Below are 15,264 nucleotides of genomic sequence, written 5' to 3' on the forward strand. Positions count from 1 at the left end.
GTCACTTCTGGCGACCTGCCAGATCGTAATAGGTCTTTTCGAACTGGCGATGCACCCAATCCGGGTCGAACCGATCCTCGCGACTGCGTTTCAGGGCATTTTCCGCAAAGGTTCGGCGGCGGTCTTCGTCTGACAGAACATCCGCTACGGCTGCGCAGATCGCATCGATATCGCCGATGGGTACAACCGCGCCTACGCTGTCATCAATCAGCTCGACCACCCCGGAACAGGCGGTGGCCACCGCCGGGGTTCCGGCCTGAAACGCCTCGGCGATGGTGAAAGGCAGGGCCTCCCATCGTGAGGTCAGCAGGAACAGGTCTGCCGCGCGCAGGTGTCGGATTGGCTTGTCCGTGCGACCAACAAAACGCAAGTGTTTGCTGAGGCCCTTTTCCTGCGCCAGCGCACGCAGTTGCGCCTCATCCGGTCCGTCACCTGCAACGATGAAACGATAGCCAGGATGGATGTCTTTCATCCGCGCGACGCAGTCGATCAGAATGTCGATCCCCTTTTGCGGCAGCAGACGGGCCAGTGTGACGATCACCCGGTCACCATCCCCAAGCAACTCAGCGCGCAGGTTGGCAATGTCCTCTGCACTGTCCTGCGGCGGGGGTGTGACGCCCAGACCGATAACTTTCAGCTTGTCCTGTGGTACCTTGCCGATGGTGGCCAGATCCTCGGCCGAGCGGTGACTGGGCGTGATCACCAGATCGCATTTCGCGGCAATCCCTCCGAATGCGGCGATCCGCTCGGGCTCGGACCCGTGATAGGTGACGGCGACGGGGATGCGCCGCCCGGTGCGGGCCAGATTTGCAACCAGCGCAGGGGCGGATTCATGGCAGTGGATCAGATCGACCGGATGGTTCGCCAGCCAGCGCCGCAACCGCCAGGCCGCGACTGCCGTATGGCGCAACCGGTTGGCGATGTTGCCGCCATCGCCAGCGACATAGCGGGTGGGCAGGTCGAGGAAATCCGGCTGCTGATCAGGCCCGGCCCAGATGTCGGCGGTGCCAGCCAGCGTGACGCGATGATCGTGTGTCTGCAGCCACTCACTCAGCCCTAGGATATGCCGGGTGATGCCGCCCATACCGAACTGGGTGCCCATTTCGACAACATGAAGGGGGTCTGAAGAGGAAGAGGTCTGCATCTGAAGCGGGATCGAGCCAATTTTCTGAACTATTCCCCGATCATAGCATGCGCACAGCATTTGCACATGCTGTGGTCATGGCCCGTGACAGCCTGCGTATGTTTGCAGCATGTCCGCAACACCGGTGGCTATCTGAGTGTCCATATGGCTTGATCCTTTCGATTGTCGCAGGGATCGTGTTTCATACCTGAAAGTTATTGGTTGTTTGGTACAATTCACATGCAGTCGCTGCGCATTCTGATGTTCACCACATTTTACCCGCCCTATTCCTTTGGCGGTGACGCCATAGGGATTCAGCGCATGGCCCGGGCGCTTGTGGCGCGCGGTCACGATGTGACGGTGGTGCATGACGAAGACAGCTATTTGATCTTGGGCGGCAAGCCGCAGGCCGAGGGCGACCCCGATGGGGTGCGGCGGATCGGGCTGCGCAGCCGCAATGGTATGATGTCGAACCTGCTGACCCAGCAGCTGGGCCGACCTGTTGTACACGCAGCCCGCATCCGCGAGATACTGGCCGAACGGAAACCGGATATCATCTGGCACAACAATACATCCCTGATCGGAGGACCCGGCCTGTTGCCGATGGGTGAGGGGCTAAAAGTTTATGAGGCGCACGAGCATTGGCTGGTCTGCCCCACCCATGTTCTGTGGCGGTACGGGCGCGAGCTGTGCGACGCGCGCCAATGCCTACGCTGCGTGCTGAATCACAAACGTCCGCCGCAGCTGTGGCGCTATACCGGCGCGCTGGACCGGGCGCTGGATCATATGGATCTGATCATTGCAAAAAGCGAATTCAGCCGCGCCAAACATCGCGAATTCGGTCTGCGGCAAGACATGCAGGTGCTGCCCTATTTCCTGCCCGATCTCGATCAGAGCGCCCTGCCAGAACCAGCGGCCCATGAGCGCCCCTATTTCCTGTTCGTCGGACGTCTGGAAAAGATTAAAGGGTTGCAAGATGTGTTTCCGGCCTTTGACCGCTATTCGGATGCCGATCTGCTGATCCTGGGCGACGGTGACTATGCGGATGAGTTAAAGAGCCAAGCCGCAGGCAATGACCGGATTAAATTCCTGGGCCGCAAAACCCTTGAGGAGCTTAACGCCTATTACCGCGGTGCGATCGGGTTAATCGTTCCGTCGGTTTGCTATGAGACGTTCGGCATCATCCTGATTGAAAGCTTCCGTCTGGGCACGCCGGTGATTGCCCGTCGGTTGGGCCCATTCCCCGAGATCGTGGAGCGGGCCGGAGGTGGGTCGCTGTTTGAAACCGAGGATGATTTGATCGCGGCGATGCGTGAATTGCAGCACCAGCCGGACCAGCGCGGGGTGCAGGGAACTGCGGCGCGCAATGCCTTTCTGGACATTTGGCATGAGACCTCTGTGCTTGAAGCCTATGGTGCGGCGCTGGCGCGTGCGGCGCATGGAAAAGGTGATCGGGCGCTTTCTGCGGCTCTGGAGTCCGGTGCGTTCGAGAACGGAGCGCGTGCAGCATCACTTGCATGAATTGAGCGCTAGGGGGTCAGCGTTCCGATGCGATGGGCATTGGCCATGACCGAGAAGGTGATGGTTGTGGCCGGGATGCTGGGCAGGCTCGAGGCATCGACAAGATGCACCCGTGATAATCCATGCGGCCGCCCCAGGATGTCGGATTGCCCCGCGCCGGGGGCCTTGGCCATAGGGACCGAGCCGCCGACGTGAAAGCTGGACCCCACCTCACCCGGACGGCGGGCAAACGCCAGCGGTATGAGGCCGGCACGTTTCAGCACCTGTGCCAATCGGGACGTCACCCACCCCATCACCATTTCGGTTGCCTCATTGGTCTGCACCGTCGGGACCAGCCGCCTGTCAGTGGCCAGCGTCAGGTCGATCCGGGCGGAATGGGCCGAATGCAGAAACGCCTGCGCCACGATCAGCCGCCGCGCCAGCATCCGCCACAGAACGCCCGATCCCGGCAGTTTGGAGCCGTGGCTGTTGATCAGGTCATGGGCATAAAATTCGTTCCAGGTATAGACCTGCGCATGGACCAGATGGGGTGAGATGTTCGGATCATCCAGTTCGATGAACATCTGCGGCAGGGTGTGATAGGGCCTTTGATCCGGGCGGCGCGGTGTGCGCCAGCGGTGCAGGTTGGGCAGAAAGAAATGCTGGCTGTCCTGTAGTTGCAAACTGGTAGACGGATCCGGCGACGACGTCAAAAACAGCCGCGCCGTTTCCAGAACCCCGGCGGCCACAAAAATGCGACTGGCTTGCAAGGCCTCGCCATCCTCCAGCGTCAAGGTGACGTGGTCGGCCTGTTCTTCGAACCGGCGGGCGAGGCCAGCGCGATATTGAAAGGCCGGGTTACGGCGCAACTCAGTCAGCGTTTTCTGGGCTGAATAGATGTAGCCCCAAGGGCATCCATGTAGGCACTGGCCGCAATATTGGCATCCGGGGTCAACGGCCAGACGCGCCAGTCCGGCATGGGCGCCCAGTTCTGACAGGCTGGTTTTCTGATGCTCCAGACGCTGCAACAACTGCTGCGCCTGTGGGGACGGGGTCAGCGGCACCCGGTCCTGCATCGAAAGGGCGGGGAACAGGGTCTGCAATGCATCCTGCTGGCCGCTTACGGGAAGAAATTCGGCGACGGCGCGGTAATGCGGAGCCAGATCGTCAATTCCAATCGGCCAGTCCGCGATGTCCTCGGCGCGGTTGGGCAGAACCGCCGAACCCCAGAGATTGGACAGCCCGCCCACCGCATGTGAGGCCCGCAACCCGATCCGTTCGGGCGACACCAGTGTCTTGGCGCCCGGCACCATGGCAAAATCCGACCCGAACCGGCGCACCTGCCCGGGCGGTGTGTCGAATTGCGGGGCCTGCCATTTTTTTTGGTCATCAACAGACCAGGTGTCGGGATCCGAAGCCGCAAGTTTGTCACGGCGGTCTTGCGCTGGGGCCTCCAGCCTGCCGCCCGGGTCCAGCATCAGAACCTGACGCCCCCGGTTCAGCAAAGCCATGGCCACAGACACGCCGGACGGCCCGGAGCCGATCACCAGATCAGTCACAGATGGGAACCTGACGGCTCATGCGGAAACCGGGGCCTGCATTTCAGTGATGATATCTTCGATAGTCTGCTGCAGCGTGCGCATCGGGCGGAATCCAGTGACGCGCTCCAGCTTTGACACATCGGGCAGCCGGCGCTGCATATCCTCGAACCCTTCTGGATATACCGCGTCATAGGGAACATAGCGGATTTCCGAGTTGGACCCGGTGAGTTCAATGACCTTTTCAGCCAAAGCGCGGATTGTGACTTCTTCGTTCGAGCCGATATTGAACACCTCGCCTTTTGCCTGTGGTGCGTTCATCAGCAACCCCAATGCCTTGACGACATCGGCCACATGACCGAAGCAACGCGACTGCTCGCCGCTGCCATGCACCATCAGGGGCGCACCCTCCAGCGCGGCTTTCACGAAATTCGGCAACACCATGCCATAGCGGCCCGTCTGCCGCGGCCCGGTGGTGTTAAAAAACCGCAGAACCGTGACCGGCAGACCGGATTCGCGCGCATGGGCCAGCGCCAGAAACTCATCCAGCGTTTTGGCACAGGCGTAGGACCAGCGCAGGTTGCGCGTGGCCCCAATGGTCAGATCGTCGTCTTCCTGAAACGGAAACTTCGCGCTTTTGCCGTAAACCTCGGATGTAGAGGCGACAAATGTATAGGTCTTGTTTGGCAGCGCCGCATCCAGAACATTCTCGGTACCCGCTACATTGGTTAGGATCGATCGGCTGGGCTCATCCATGATCAGTTTGACGCCAACGGCGGCGGCCAGATGAAAAACGACGTCAGCCGGACGAACCAGATCGGTGACCATCTGGCGATCCAGAATTGAGCCTTCGGTGAATGTGAAATTCGGGTGGTCTGCAACTGAGGTCAGATTTGCCAGCCGTCCGGTCGAAAGATCATCAAAGACCGTGACCGTGTGGCCATCCCGGATCAGCCGTTCCGTCAGATGAGAGCCAATAAACCCGGCGCCACCGGTAACCAGAATATGCATTTGTTCGTACCTGTTACTTGTTGAAAACCAATTTACCGGATCGTACAACCCGCGCTGCGTATCCGGCTATAGCCGCAGGCGGAAAATATCTGTTCACCACGGTTGCCCGCGTATTGCCGCGCGCACCCCCCGCATTGTCTTGCGCGCCGTCAGATAGGCTTTGCCGCGCCCTTCCAAATGCGCTTTCCAACGGGCGATGTCGGTAAAGTAAAACATCTCGAGCCGGGGCAGATCGTGGATATCGTCCCCCGCCTTGGCCACGCCCAGCCTGGTGCCGACCGAAGTGTCGTAATGCTGAGCGATCTGTCTGAGTACGCTGCTATTCGACGCGCCGTAAGGCGGTGCGAAATGCCGGACAGGCTGGCCCAGCCGCGCGGCAATGTCCTGACCGGAGCCACTTACTTCCTCTTCCAGCATGAGCGTATCCAGCGTGGTGAGATCGGGATGATTGACACTATGCGCGCCAAAACAGACCCCTTCCCCTGCCAGGGCTTCGATCCTGTCCCAACCCATCAGGGGGCGGGGCGGGATGTTGCCTCCGACCCAGTGGTCCATCCCGCCCATCAGGCCCGAGGGCAGATAGACGATGGGGCAGAAGCCATGATCGCGCAGAATGGGCCAGGCGGTATCGGCGAAATCTTCGAACCCGTCATCGAAACTGATGATGACCACGCGGGGGCCGGGCGGGTTGGCCAGCGCATCGGGCGTGACCACCGGCAGGCCGGATGCCGCCAGCGCCTGCATCTGGGCCTTGAACACCTCGGGCGCGATTGAGGTCGGTCCAGGCGCATCCGAGATCGAATGATACATCAGGATATCGGCCTGCCAGGCGGTCATGGGTCAGTCTTCCACCACATGAGTAGCAAAGACCTCGCGATATTTATTCCATTTCGCGCGGTCGACCTGACCTGTGCCGTTGATGCAATCCGCCGCGCCATAGGCCATGGCAAAGGCGTGGTGGGTGTTGTCATGGGCGAACAATCCCTGACGTCCAAATACGAGCAATCCGTCCAGATTTGAGAGCCACTGATCAACCGTATCAAACCGCGCCTCATACCCCACGTCGTAAACCGGATAGGCGTGGCTCAGCCGTCGGGATTCACAGCGGCGCACCGGCACGGTGACCGGCAGGCCCAGCTGGTCCAACCATTTGGTGAACTCCTGCCCCAGTTCTTCGTCGGACATGGACCACCACTTTTCATCCGGGTCGCAGGGCAGTTCGGCGCACAGCACGGTCACGCCCTTCGGCGCGCCACTGGCGTTATAGTTCTTGGGTTCTGACATCCGGCTGATCGGGATCGACAATTCCGGAAAGTAATGCGCGTCGAACTCGGTGAACTGGTCTGTCTCCAGCACCAGATACAGCAGGATCATGCCCCTAAACCGGATGGCGCGGGCGGCATCGACCACTTCCGGCGGAGGGGCGTCGATCAGGCGCGTCAACCCGGTCAGCGGAATGGTCGACAGGATCAGATCGCCGGTCACATGCCGCTCGCTGTCGCCCTCGCGGATCGTCAACCCGGTGATACGGTCGCCGTCCCGGTCGATCCCGGTGATCTCGGTGTTGAACATGAAGGTGGCACCATTTGTGCGCGCGCTTTCCAGCATCGCGTCCGAGATTTGTCCGAACCCTTTGCGCGGATAGAAAAATCGCCCGGCGGTTTCGCTGCGCAGCCCAGGCACCAGGCGCAGCATCTTCATCAGGATCTTGCCGACCGATCCGCTGCCGACCCGGCGCTCGGCCAGCTTGACGGCCAGCTTTTCCGGATCCAGCCCCCAGAGTTTGCGCACGTAGGGGAAATAGAAATTGTCCGAAATCGTTGGCCCCAACCCGTCATAAAGCACGGTCGAGAATGTCTCGGGGCCCGTGCTTTTCTTGCGAAAGGGTTTCAGCACCATGTCCCCGATCAGCGACGCGGCAAAGGGCTTGGGCAGGCGCATAAGCGCGTCGGTCAGTTTCAGCGGGAAGTGAATCCATTTGCCGCCCAGCCGGATACGCCCATGGCGCGGGCGCAGCAGCAGATCGTCACCCAACAGCGTTTTCACATCCTGCAACACCTCAGGCTCTGCCGCAGGGTGAAACCGGTGCGAGCCATAATCGCAAATCACGCCTTCGACCGGGAACGACGCCGAATTGCCGCCTGCAATGGGTGCGCGTTCGATCACGGTCACCTTTGCCTGCCCGGTCAGGGCGTATGCTGCGGCCAGACCAGCGGGTCCGGCACCGAGTATGATGATTTCAGGCTTATCCTCGCCTGTTGGTCGGGAAACATCCGTCACTTGCACTCTTCCTTTTGGGAATTCGCCGGAGCGCTAAACCGCATCCCGGACATTGTCAGAACCAGCGCGCCAAACCCGCCCGCTGTAAACAGAACAACCTGCCAGACCAGCCCGGCTGCCACGACGGCAGGGGCGCTGGCACCAAAGGCGGCCAGAAAGCCCGCCAGCGTGGCCTCGCGCAGGCCCAGCCCGTTCAACGACACCGGCAGAACTGCGATAATCTTGGCCAGCGGCCAGGCAAATATCCACGGTCCGGCTGCCACATCGACACCCGCCGCGATGGCCAGCCACCAGGCCAGCATGACCAACAACAACTGGATCAAAACCGACGCGATAAAGGCCGCCGCCAGCGTGCCGGGCTTGCGGCCCAACCCGGTCAGCGCATCGGCCAGACGATGCGCAAAGCCCTTACCAGGCAGAGACGGGACATAGCGCCAGGGCAGGGGCAGCAGGCGCGGCAATGCGACCATACCCGCCAGCGCCGCAAGCAGGACCAGCGCTACAGGCCAGATCATATGTCCGCCCTCGGCCCGTTCCCATGTCAGGACAAGCCCAAGGCAGGATAAGGTCAACAAGGCCACCATGTCGATCAGCCGATCCACGGTTGCGCCCGCGACGACCCGTGCCCCGTCTTTCATCGCCGCCTGCGCCATCCCGGCGCGCACTGTATCGCCGCCAATCGCGCCGGGCAGACACAGATTAGCGGCCAGACCGGCAAAATGCGCCCAGATCGCCAGCAGGGCCGGAAGCCCCCGACCCAACAACAGCCACCATTTCATCGCCGCACCCACATGGGCCAACAGGAACAGGACCAGTACGCTCAGGAACACCCAGATCGGGATTGCCTTGAATGCCGCCACGATGGCCTCGGCCGGAAGGATCCAGAACAGGATCGCCAGCACCAAAGCCGACCCAGCCAGCCGGATCAGCCAGCGCCGTTGAGTTGGATCGGAAAGCATGCCGCCGCTCATATCAAGGTCTGAGATGCAGCCGCGAAATCATGTCGGCAATCAACCCCAACGACCAGATCATGATCGCCGCCAGGAATGAGAACACCGCCGTTTCACTGAGGTTCCAGTAGAACATGTCGATAATGAACTTAACCGTGCCCAAAGTGAAAAACGCCAGACCCAGCGGGATGAACACCCGCAGCGGGTTAAACAACGTGCTGATGCGCAGGATCAGGATGATGAAGTTCAGAAAATCGATCGGTCGGATTTTCGATTTACCCACCCGCTTACCGTATTCGATCGGCGTATAGATCATCCGCTTGCCATTCGAGGTCATGCACAGTGTGATCGTGGTGGTGAACGAGAAATTCTGTGGCAGCAGTGGCAGGAACGGGATCAGCTCGGATTTGCGGAACACACGCAGCCCGGAATTGAGGTCGTTGATCTTGCGCTCGGCCAGGAATGAGGCAAAGGCGAACAGGAACTTCTTGGCCGGCCGCCGCAGCAGCGGCACGTTCTTCATTGCGGCGCCCCGATCGCCCACCACCATGTCCTGATCGCGGCACATGGCCAGCATGCCCGGCAGGTAACGCGCCGGATAGGTGCTGTCAGCATCAAGGATGGCCACATATTCATACTGTGCCATCCGCACCCCGCGTTTGAGACTGGCGCCGTATCCGGAATTGACGTCGTTGAAGGTGACGGTGGCACCGCTGGCCTCGGCCTCGGCGCGGGTGTTGTCCTGGCTGGCATCGTCGACCACGATGATCTCGTACGGAATACCCAGCGGTTCGAGATGGGCCCGCACATCTTCAACAGTGCCACGGACGGCGTTTTCTTCGTTATAGGCAGGGATGACCACGCTCAGGCTCATGCCAGAAGTATCCGGCGCACCGGTTGGGATGTTGTCCGGGGTGATCTGCTCGGCAACCTTGTTCATGAAAATGAAATCCCTTTGCGTACTTAATGTATATTCTGCCCCGCTTGGCATTCATGCCGTTCAGAGCGCAACGGGCTCAATTCCCATCGCTGCTTATTGTATTCAAACACAGACAGGCTGGATATAGACAATAATTTTGACAAATTTCGGTCTTTCCGGGGTCTGGTTGCCGGAATTCACCTATGCATGCGCTTACCCAGTAACGTAAAAAAGCCAGTGATGGTTTCAATTATACCCCGATGAGCCCTTAGGCCTCGGTGTAAGTTTGCTCTGATATTCGGTCATTTTTGATGAGGGGCATAATGTCTGGAGTGTTTCCAAATAGGAACCTATGCAAAGCTATGCGGCGCTTTGATCTCATAATGCTTGGAAACTCATGCAATGCAACACATGCGTCCTTGGCGGAATGTTGAGACGTTGGCAGGATATGCCCAGTGTCCACGACTTTTGTCCGAGGGGTTTTGAGAATGGAAGCAGGCTGGCCGCATCTCCAAGAAGCGACGGGTGATCTCGACAGCAGTGTTTCCAAACCGTTACGCTTTGATTCAGAATGCCCGCGGTTTCGCGTGGCAATAAGTCAGTGGGAAGGGTTTTGATGTCGCGGGGACGACGTTTCACCAGCGGCGTTGCTTGGATGTCCTTCGGCGTCTGGGCAGAACAGGCATTCAATATCATTATAATAGCCATTCTGGCGCGGTTGCTTGGGGCCGAGGCCTTCGGCCTGTTGGCAATGGCTGCTGCCTTTGTTTTGTTTTCCGAGTTTCTGGTACGCGAAACCATATCCGAGATTTTGCTGACTCAGGACACGCTGACACCTGAACGGCTGAATTCGGTCTTTTGGCTTTTGGGGTTTCTGGGCGCTTGCCTGACCGCGTTGATCATTCTGAGCGCGGGGCCGGTATCGACCTTTTATGACGAAGCGATCGCGGGTCAATTGCTGATCGGTTTGTCGCCAACGGTGCTGATGATATCGCTCACGGCGGTGCCAGTGGCGCTATTGCGGCGAGAGATGCGGTTTCGGGTTCTCGCCTTGCGCGCAGTGCTTGGCGCAATAGTTGGCGGGGTTATCGGCATCGGTATGGCCCTTGCGGGATACGGAGTCTGGAGCCTGGTTGGTCAGCGGGTGGCGATGACCGCCACGAATATCCTTATGGCCTGGGGTGCGGTATCGTGGAGACCCACCTTTCACGTGTCGGGTCACCAGATGCGGCAGGTTCTTCATTTCAGTCACCGGGTCATCGGGCTGCGCGCGGCTGAACTGGCGGCGGTACAGTCACCTGCGGTTTTGATCGGCGCGATGCTGGGCCCGGTTGCAGCCGGGTATTATGCGATTGCCTGGCGGGTCGTGGAAACGGCCTCATTTCTGACCATCACGCCACTGCGCATGGTCTCGCAGCCCGCTTTTGCGGCGGTAACGCGCGGCGGAGGGCGCGCGTCTGAGATGCTATTGGACGTCATGCGCCTGACCGGGCTTGTGACTTTTCCGACCTTTGCCGGATTGGCGGTTCTGTCCGAGCCGGTACTGGTGCTTTTGTTTGGTGAGAAATGGAGCCCCGCAGCCCCGGTTCTAAGTCTGATGTCCGTGTTCGGAATGTATCTCTGCACTGAAAGGGTACAGCAAACATTTTGCCTGGCGTCCGGCCAACCCGGTAGGTTGGCCGTGCTGTCGTGGATCGAGGTGGTCCTTGCAGCCATTGCGGTCACAGTTGCCGCCCCGTATGGCGTGCCGTTCGTCACCGCTGCCTTTACCACTGTCTTTCTGATCATGTGGCCGTTCAAATTCGCCAACCTGGCAGCGATCTCAGGCCAGCCTGTTTCCAGATTGGCATCACTGCATATCCTGCCTTTGGTCTCGGCGGGGATCATGGCAGCGGGGGTCGCGGGATGTCAGGCGGTTTTGGGGGATCAGGCAAACATCTTGCGTCTGATTGTGGGTGTCGTGACAGGTGTGGCGATCTACACCTGCCTTGCATTTGTAACGATGCGTGACCGGTTTGCGGTGCTGAAGGATTTGGCCGCTCGGGTCTGAGATCACCAGATAGGGCTGCCCATTCGGAAGATGACTTTCTGTTCCGTACCATCGGGTTTCTTCAAGTAGGCGATGACCTCGTTTTCTGTCTCGAGGGGCTCAAATCTAAAACGGCCCAAAGCCTTGTCTCCGTCTCGGACCAGATTAACCGACTGTGCTGCAGTTCCGTTAACTTCGACCAAAGCCGCACTGACATCCGGTGCGCCGATCCGCAATTCAATCTCGATCAGGGTACCGCGCCGTAACGGTTCATGCAGGACCAGCTGTGCCACAGTGCCTTTGGCATCAACCGGATGCACGCGGGACGGTATATAGGCATCCGAGTGCAAGCGCCATGATACGGCGAAAAGAGTGGCCAGCAGCACCAGCAGGTATACCCAACGCAGTGGCCCCATCCTACGCCAGAAACGCAGGTTAGAACTGCCGGTTGAGACAGTCGGTGCCAGACGGGCAGCATAAACAAGCGAGCCGGTAAAAGCGAGAGCTGTGGCCACGAGCCCCAGAATAATCCACAGCACCATTGAATATGCTCCACCCCAAACTCCGTAATGAAGCAGCTCCATCAAATGGTTCAGGCGCGCAAGCCCCCTGAAGTCAGCTGGTGTGTAGATGTTGAGAACCTCTAATGTGAGGGGATCAACAGCTACGGTGATCTCTCCGCGTAGATACGAAAAATCCTGATGCAGCCCAAAGAAACGCAGACTGCCAGCCTTTCCACCGGGGATTGCCAGGTTGACCGGTTGAAAGCCTGGAAGCGCAGCCCGAGCGTGTGCTTCGGCTGCATCGATGACGGACCCGTCAAACCCGTCCGGCAGCGCGGCTTCACGCGGTGCAGGGGGTTGGAACTTTAGTTTTCCCCCCTCAATCCCAAGCCCACCCAGCAGAAAAAAGAAGCTTGTTATAGCAATCAAAAAGACCAGCGGTGCCGCCCAAAGAGCTGCTAGCCGATGGGCGCCGCCTGCCCATGATCTGAAGCCGCCCGAGCTGCTGGGCCATCTGAAAAATCCTTTCCAGAAACGCCGGTAGGTGATCAGCCCGCTGACCATCTGGAAAAGTAATGGGATGGACATCGCACTAATGAGAATGAACACAATTCTTTTATCGATCAGAAACGTATCGTGAAGCCCACCAAGAATGGTGTTGAACCCTATGTCCCTTGTCTCATGAATGACGGTGCCCGTAGTGGGATTTGTCCAGTAATTGATGTTCTCACCCCACCCTGTGCGCCCGTATGTGCGGTCCACGAACCACGAGGTTGGCTGCTTGAGGATCACGAAAACATCGCCTTCAGGATGGGCGGATTTGATCCCGTCATAGATTTGGCCAAAACTTGCTGTGCGCTTGTCTTCTTCTAGGGTCGTCCAGATCGCGGGCCGACCTATGGATTCAATCTCCAACCCGGCCACAAGCAATGTGCCTGTCAGAAACATGAAGGTGAAAAAGGCGGAAAGATATAATCCAATCCAAGTGTGAAGCCTGAATAATCGGTTACGAATTTTACGAGCCATATGAGGTCAAACTCCAATGAGTCCCGATCATAATAGATCAATAGGTCTGCTCTGAACAGCATACAAGCTTCTGATATCACGTTATAAAGCGCCAGCATTGGCGACATTGATCAACAGAGATACATAGTATTCTATTGAAAACCCAGCAACTTCGGCCGGACCCACGAAGTACCGTGACCGCGTCCCAAAGCAAGGTGATCTGCTATGGCCTGGGCTAGTCGAGTTGCTCTACAATTATTGGTCAGGTCGACGCCAAGTTTAAACCACTAACTGCGCCTGCTGATCGGGTTGCGTATCGTCTTTTCTCAGCCGGTGGACCACGACTTGGGGGGCTGGCTGCCCTGATCGGTGTTCATGATCTCAGGAGGGCCGAAGTGGTGGATTGCTTCTTTCATCACATCGACGAAGAAGTCGGTCTCTGTCGTGTTCGGGATGCGCCAGGCCTGAACCTTGCGTGTGTGCCAGCGTAGTTCACAGTCGAGCATCTAATTGGGCCAAGAAAAGGGATGCGTGATTTCCGGATCTACCCCTTCTTGGGTCCAGGAGTTGGAATTAGGGCTGTGGCGCTAAACACACTGCATTCTAAAACATTTTCGCTGATTGCCTGTTGCGCGAATCTGCAAGGGCGCACGATGATATAATTGTGACCGAACCGGCGGTCGGTAACCGGTGTTTGTAGTTGTCAAGCAAAGATATGATATGAAAACCATTTCTATTATCTCACCGTGCTTTAATGAAGAAAGCAATGTGGCGGATTGCTACAAAACCGTTAAAGCGATTTTCGATAAGGATTTGCCTGGCTACAAGCGAGAGCACATTTTCATCGACAATGCTTCAAGTGACCGAACCGTGGAAATTTTGCGGGAAATTGCCGAAAAAGATCAAGATGTGAAGGTCGTTGTGAACGCCCGCAATTTCGGGGTGTTTAGGTCAACGTTCAACGGTCTGCGTTACGCCAGCGGCGACGGTATCGTTGTCATGCTGCCGGTCGATCTACAGGATCCGCCCGAAATGATCCCCGAATTTGTCGAGCTTTGGGAAAGTGGCTATGACGTGGTGGCCGGCGCGCGCAGTACCCGAGAAGAAGGGTTCCTCATGCGCAGCGCGCGTGGAATTTTTTATTCTGTTGTCAATAGGTTATCAGATGTATGGTTGGAACCTTCGGTAGGAGAGTTTCAGTTGATCGATCGCAAGGTTTTGAAGGCCGTGCTGTCTCATAACGATCACTACCCTTATATCCGTGGTATCATTGCAAGCTGCGGCTTCCGCAGGGTTATCCTTCCATACGTTTGGAAGGCTCGGAAAAGAGGAATGTCCAAACACAGCCTGATGGCACTGACCGATCAGGCGCTGAATGCGATCTTCTCATTTACACGGGCACCAATGCGGTTCTGTACGCTCAGCGGGCTGGTGATCGCGATCAGTTGTATCCTGTTCTCGATCATTTCTACGCTGCTTTATTTCGTCGACCCGGATCAAGCACCGCGCGGAACCACGACTATTATCGTGGCGTTGTTTTTTCTTTCGGGTGTACAGATGCTGTTTATCGGTATGCTGGGAGAATACATCACTTCAATACACAACCAGGTCCGAGGTGGTCCTATTGTTACCGAACAGGAACGTATCAACATCGAAGGCCCTGCCAGGGACCCAGCAATGCTCAATGATGTAGATCGAGCATAAGGGGTCCATTCCGGGTTGGTCTTCTGAGCTGGGGCCGCGCTTTGAGTTGCGGGCCTGCGATTACGAATGCCACGCTAGCCAAGATGCGTATCTGTTATACCGCTATGACTACGGCATCGGTTTGGCTGACCCATGACATTCTGCTGCGTTCCGTCAGTCTGGAACGTGCCGATTTGATTGTCTTGCTTACGGCAACCTCTTTTTTGGATTCTGGCTGTCGGCGCATTCTTGATAGCGTATTCCGCGACGGTTTTCATGGTTCCAGCTGGCCTGTGGTGCTTGCTCCGAACAGGCTCGGGGTTGACGCTGTGGGACATTGCTCTGGTGCAACGGTTTGACAAAGTCTAACTTGGTAATGTTTTTCTGTTTTTGGGCGCAATTTCAGTTGTCAGTTTCGCCCGCTGGCGTAGGGTCTCGAAATACGAGAATTATGTCAATTATTCTTGCGACATAAGGTGGATGGCGCAGGCCGAAGATATTGGAAGTGCGCTGGTACTTGTGTCCGCACAACACAGCATAGGGCCTATCCTTTGCTTCATTGATCATTGGATAAACCGATTTTCCTGCGAGATTTGTGGCTAAGCAGAACGCGGCTGTGATCGAAACCTTCGCCGGACGTGAAGTTTATCTATCTGAGGGATGCCAACTAGGCCTAGGTGCGCTCACAAGGAGCGTTCGCTATAGGCTGGGAACTCTGGCGCA

Annotated in this window: 12 protein-coding genes; 3 read left to right on the plus strand and 9 right to left on the minus strand. The window is 57.8% G+C overall.

Going from position 1 to position 15,264, the window contains the following annotated elements:
• Position 1: 1 nt before the first annotated feature.
• On the minus strand, positions 2 to 1,102 hold the full coding sequence (locus tag ACR0AL_RS09065) for a glycosyltransferase family 4 protein (protein WP_480662729.1): 1,101 nt from the start codon (positions 1,100 to 1,102) through the stop codon (positions 2 to 4).
• Positions 1,103 to 1,363: 261 nt separating this feature from the next.
• Between ACR0AL_RS09065 and ACR0AL_RS09070 the strand changes: the two genes are divergently transcribed.
• Positions 1,364 to 2,644, plus strand: coding sequence for a glycosyltransferase family 4 protein (locus ACR0AL_RS09070; protein WP_170350085.1), 1,281 nt, complete (start codon positions 1,364 to 1,366; stop codon positions 2,642 to 2,644).
• A gap of 8 nt (positions 2,645 to 2,652) precedes the next feature.
• Here the strand turns inward: ACR0AL_RS09070 and ACR0AL_RS09075 are convergent, their stop codons facing one another.
• The 6 genes from ACR0AL_RS09075 to ACR0AL_RS09100 all read right to left on the minus strand — a co-directional run bounded on the left by ACR0AL_RS09075 (position 2,653) and on the right by ACR0AL_RS09100 (position 9,342).
• Positions 2,653 to 4,182 carry a GMC oxidoreductase gene (locus ACR0AL_RS09075; protein ID WP_170350086.1) on the minus strand — a complete coding sequence of 510 codons (1,530 nt, stop codon included), beginning with the start codon at positions 4,180 to 4,182 and terminating at the stop codon, positions 2,653 to 2,655.
• Between the two features lie 18 nt (positions 4,183 to 4,200).
• Positions 4,201 to 5,172 carry an NAD-dependent epimerase/dehydratase family protein gene (locus tag ACR0AL_RS09080; protein ID WP_480662731.1) on the minus strand — a complete coding sequence of 324 codons (972 nt, stop codon included), beginning with the start codon at positions 5,170 to 5,172 and terminating at the stop codon, positions 4,201 to 4,203.
• 93 nt (positions 5,173 to 5,265) lie between these two features.
• Entirely contained in the window at positions 5,266 to 6,009 is a 744-nt protein-coding gene (locus ACR0AL_RS09085) for a polysaccharide deacetylase family protein (RefSeq protein WP_170411983.1), read from the minus strand.
• Between the two features lie 3 nt (positions 6,010 to 6,012).
• On the minus strand, positions 6,013 to 7,452 hold the full coding sequence (locus tag ACR0AL_RS09090) for a protoporphyrinogen/coproporphyrinogen oxidase (RefSeq protein WP_170411980.1): 1,440 nt from the start codon (positions 7,450 to 7,452) through the stop codon (positions 6,013 to 6,015).
• Positions 7,449 to 8,411 (minus strand): lysylphosphatidylglycerol synthase transmembrane domain-containing protein, encoded by a 963-nt coding sequence (locus ACR0AL_RS09095; protein ID WP_170411977.1) that lies wholly within the window; start codon positions 8,409 to 8,411, stop codon positions 7,449 to 7,451. Before ACR0AL_RS09095 ends, ACR0AL_RS09090 begins: the two co-directional genes overlap by 4 nt.
• Positions 8,412 to 8,424: 13 nt before the next feature.
• Positions 8,425 to 9,342: a glycosyltransferase family 2 protein gene (locus ACR0AL_RS09100; protein ID WP_170350091.1), complete on the minus strand. Its 918-nt coding sequence runs from the start codon at positions 9,340 to 9,342 to the stop codon at positions 8,425 to 8,427.
• Between the two features lie 595 nt (positions 9,343 to 9,937).
• Here ACR0AL_RS09100 and ACR0AL_RS09105 point away from each other — a divergent pair.
• Positions 9,938 to 11,371, plus strand: coding sequence for an oligosaccharide flippase family protein (locus ACR0AL_RS09105; protein ID WP_480662734.1), 1,434 nt, complete (start codon positions 9,938 to 9,940; stop codon positions 11,369 to 11,371).
• A gap of 2 nt (positions 11,372 to 11,373) precedes the next feature.
• Here ACR0AL_RS09105 and ACR0AL_RS09110 read toward each other — a convergent pair whose 3' ends face one another.
• Together ACR0AL_RS09110 and ACR0AL_RS09115 are read right to left on the minus strand one after the other, a co-directional pair.
• Entirely contained in the window at positions 11,374 to 12,879 is a 1,506-nt protein-coding gene (locus tag ACR0AL_RS09110; RefSeq protein ID WP_480662736.1) for a PepSY-associated TM helix domain-containing protein, read from the minus strand.
• Between the two features lie 305 nt (positions 12,880 to 13,184).
• Positions 13,185 to 13,364: a hypothetical protein gene (locus tag ACR0AL_RS09115; protein ID WP_170350094.1), complete on the minus strand. Its 180-nt coding sequence runs from the start codon at positions 13,362 to 13,364 to the stop codon at positions 13,185 to 13,187.
• A 214-nt stretch (positions 13,365 to 13,578) separates the two neighbouring features.
• Between ACR0AL_RS09115 and ACR0AL_RS09120 the strand changes: the two genes are divergently transcribed.
• Complete coding sequence (locus tag ACR0AL_RS09120; protein WP_170350095.1) at positions 13,579 to 14,562, plus strand: glycosyltransferase; 984 nt, start codon at positions 13,579 to 13,581, stop codon at positions 14,560 to 14,562.
• The last annotated feature ends 702 nt before the right edge of the window (positions 14,563 to 15,264 follow it).

This window comes from Ruegeria sp. BB1 (genome assembly GCF_056539465.1).

Excerpts from the sequence above, each read along its gene's own strand:
- ACR0AL_RS09065 (WP_480662729.1), bottom strand. The coding sequence starts at position 1,102 with ATGGGCACCCAGTTCGGTATGGGCGGCATCACCCGGCATATCCTAGGG.
- ACR0AL_RS09070 (WP_170350085.1), top strand. The coding sequence starts at position 1,364 with ATGCAGTCGCTGCGCATTCTGATGTTCACCACATTTTACCCGCCCTAT.
- ACR0AL_RS09080 (WP_480662731.1), bottom strand. The coding sequence starts at position 5,172 with ATGCATATTCTGGTTACCGGTGGCGCCGGGTTTATTGGCTCTCATCTG.
- ACR0AL_RS09085 (WP_170411983.1), bottom strand. The coding sequence starts at position 6,009 with ATGACCGCCTGGCAGGCCGATATCCTGATGTATCATTCGATCTCGGAT.
- ACR0AL_RS09095 (WP_170411977.1), bottom strand. The coding sequence starts at position 8,411 with ATGCTTTCCGATCCAACTCAACGGCGCTGGCTGATCCGGCTGGCTGGG.
- ACR0AL_RS09100 (WP_170350091.1), bottom strand. The coding sequence starts at position 9,342 with ATGAACAAGGTTGCCGAGCAGATCACCCCGGACAACATCCCAACCGGT.
- ACR0AL_RS09105 (WP_480662734.1), top strand. The coding sequence starts at position 9,938 with ATGTCGCGGGGACGACGTTTCACCAGCGGCGTTGCTTGGATGTCCTTC.
- ACR0AL_RS09110 (WP_480662736.1), bottom strand. The coding sequence starts at position 12,879 with ATGGCTCGTAAAATTCGTAACCGATTATTCAGGCTTCACACTTGGATT.
- ACR0AL_RS09115 (WP_170350094.1), bottom strand. The coding sequence starts at position 13,364 with ATGCTCGACTGTGAACTACGCTGGCACACACGCAAGGTTCAGGCCTGG.
- ACR0AL_RS09120 (WP_170350095.1), top strand. The coding sequence starts at position 13,579 with ATGAAAACCATTTCTATTATCTCACCGTGCTTTAATGAAGAAAGCAAT.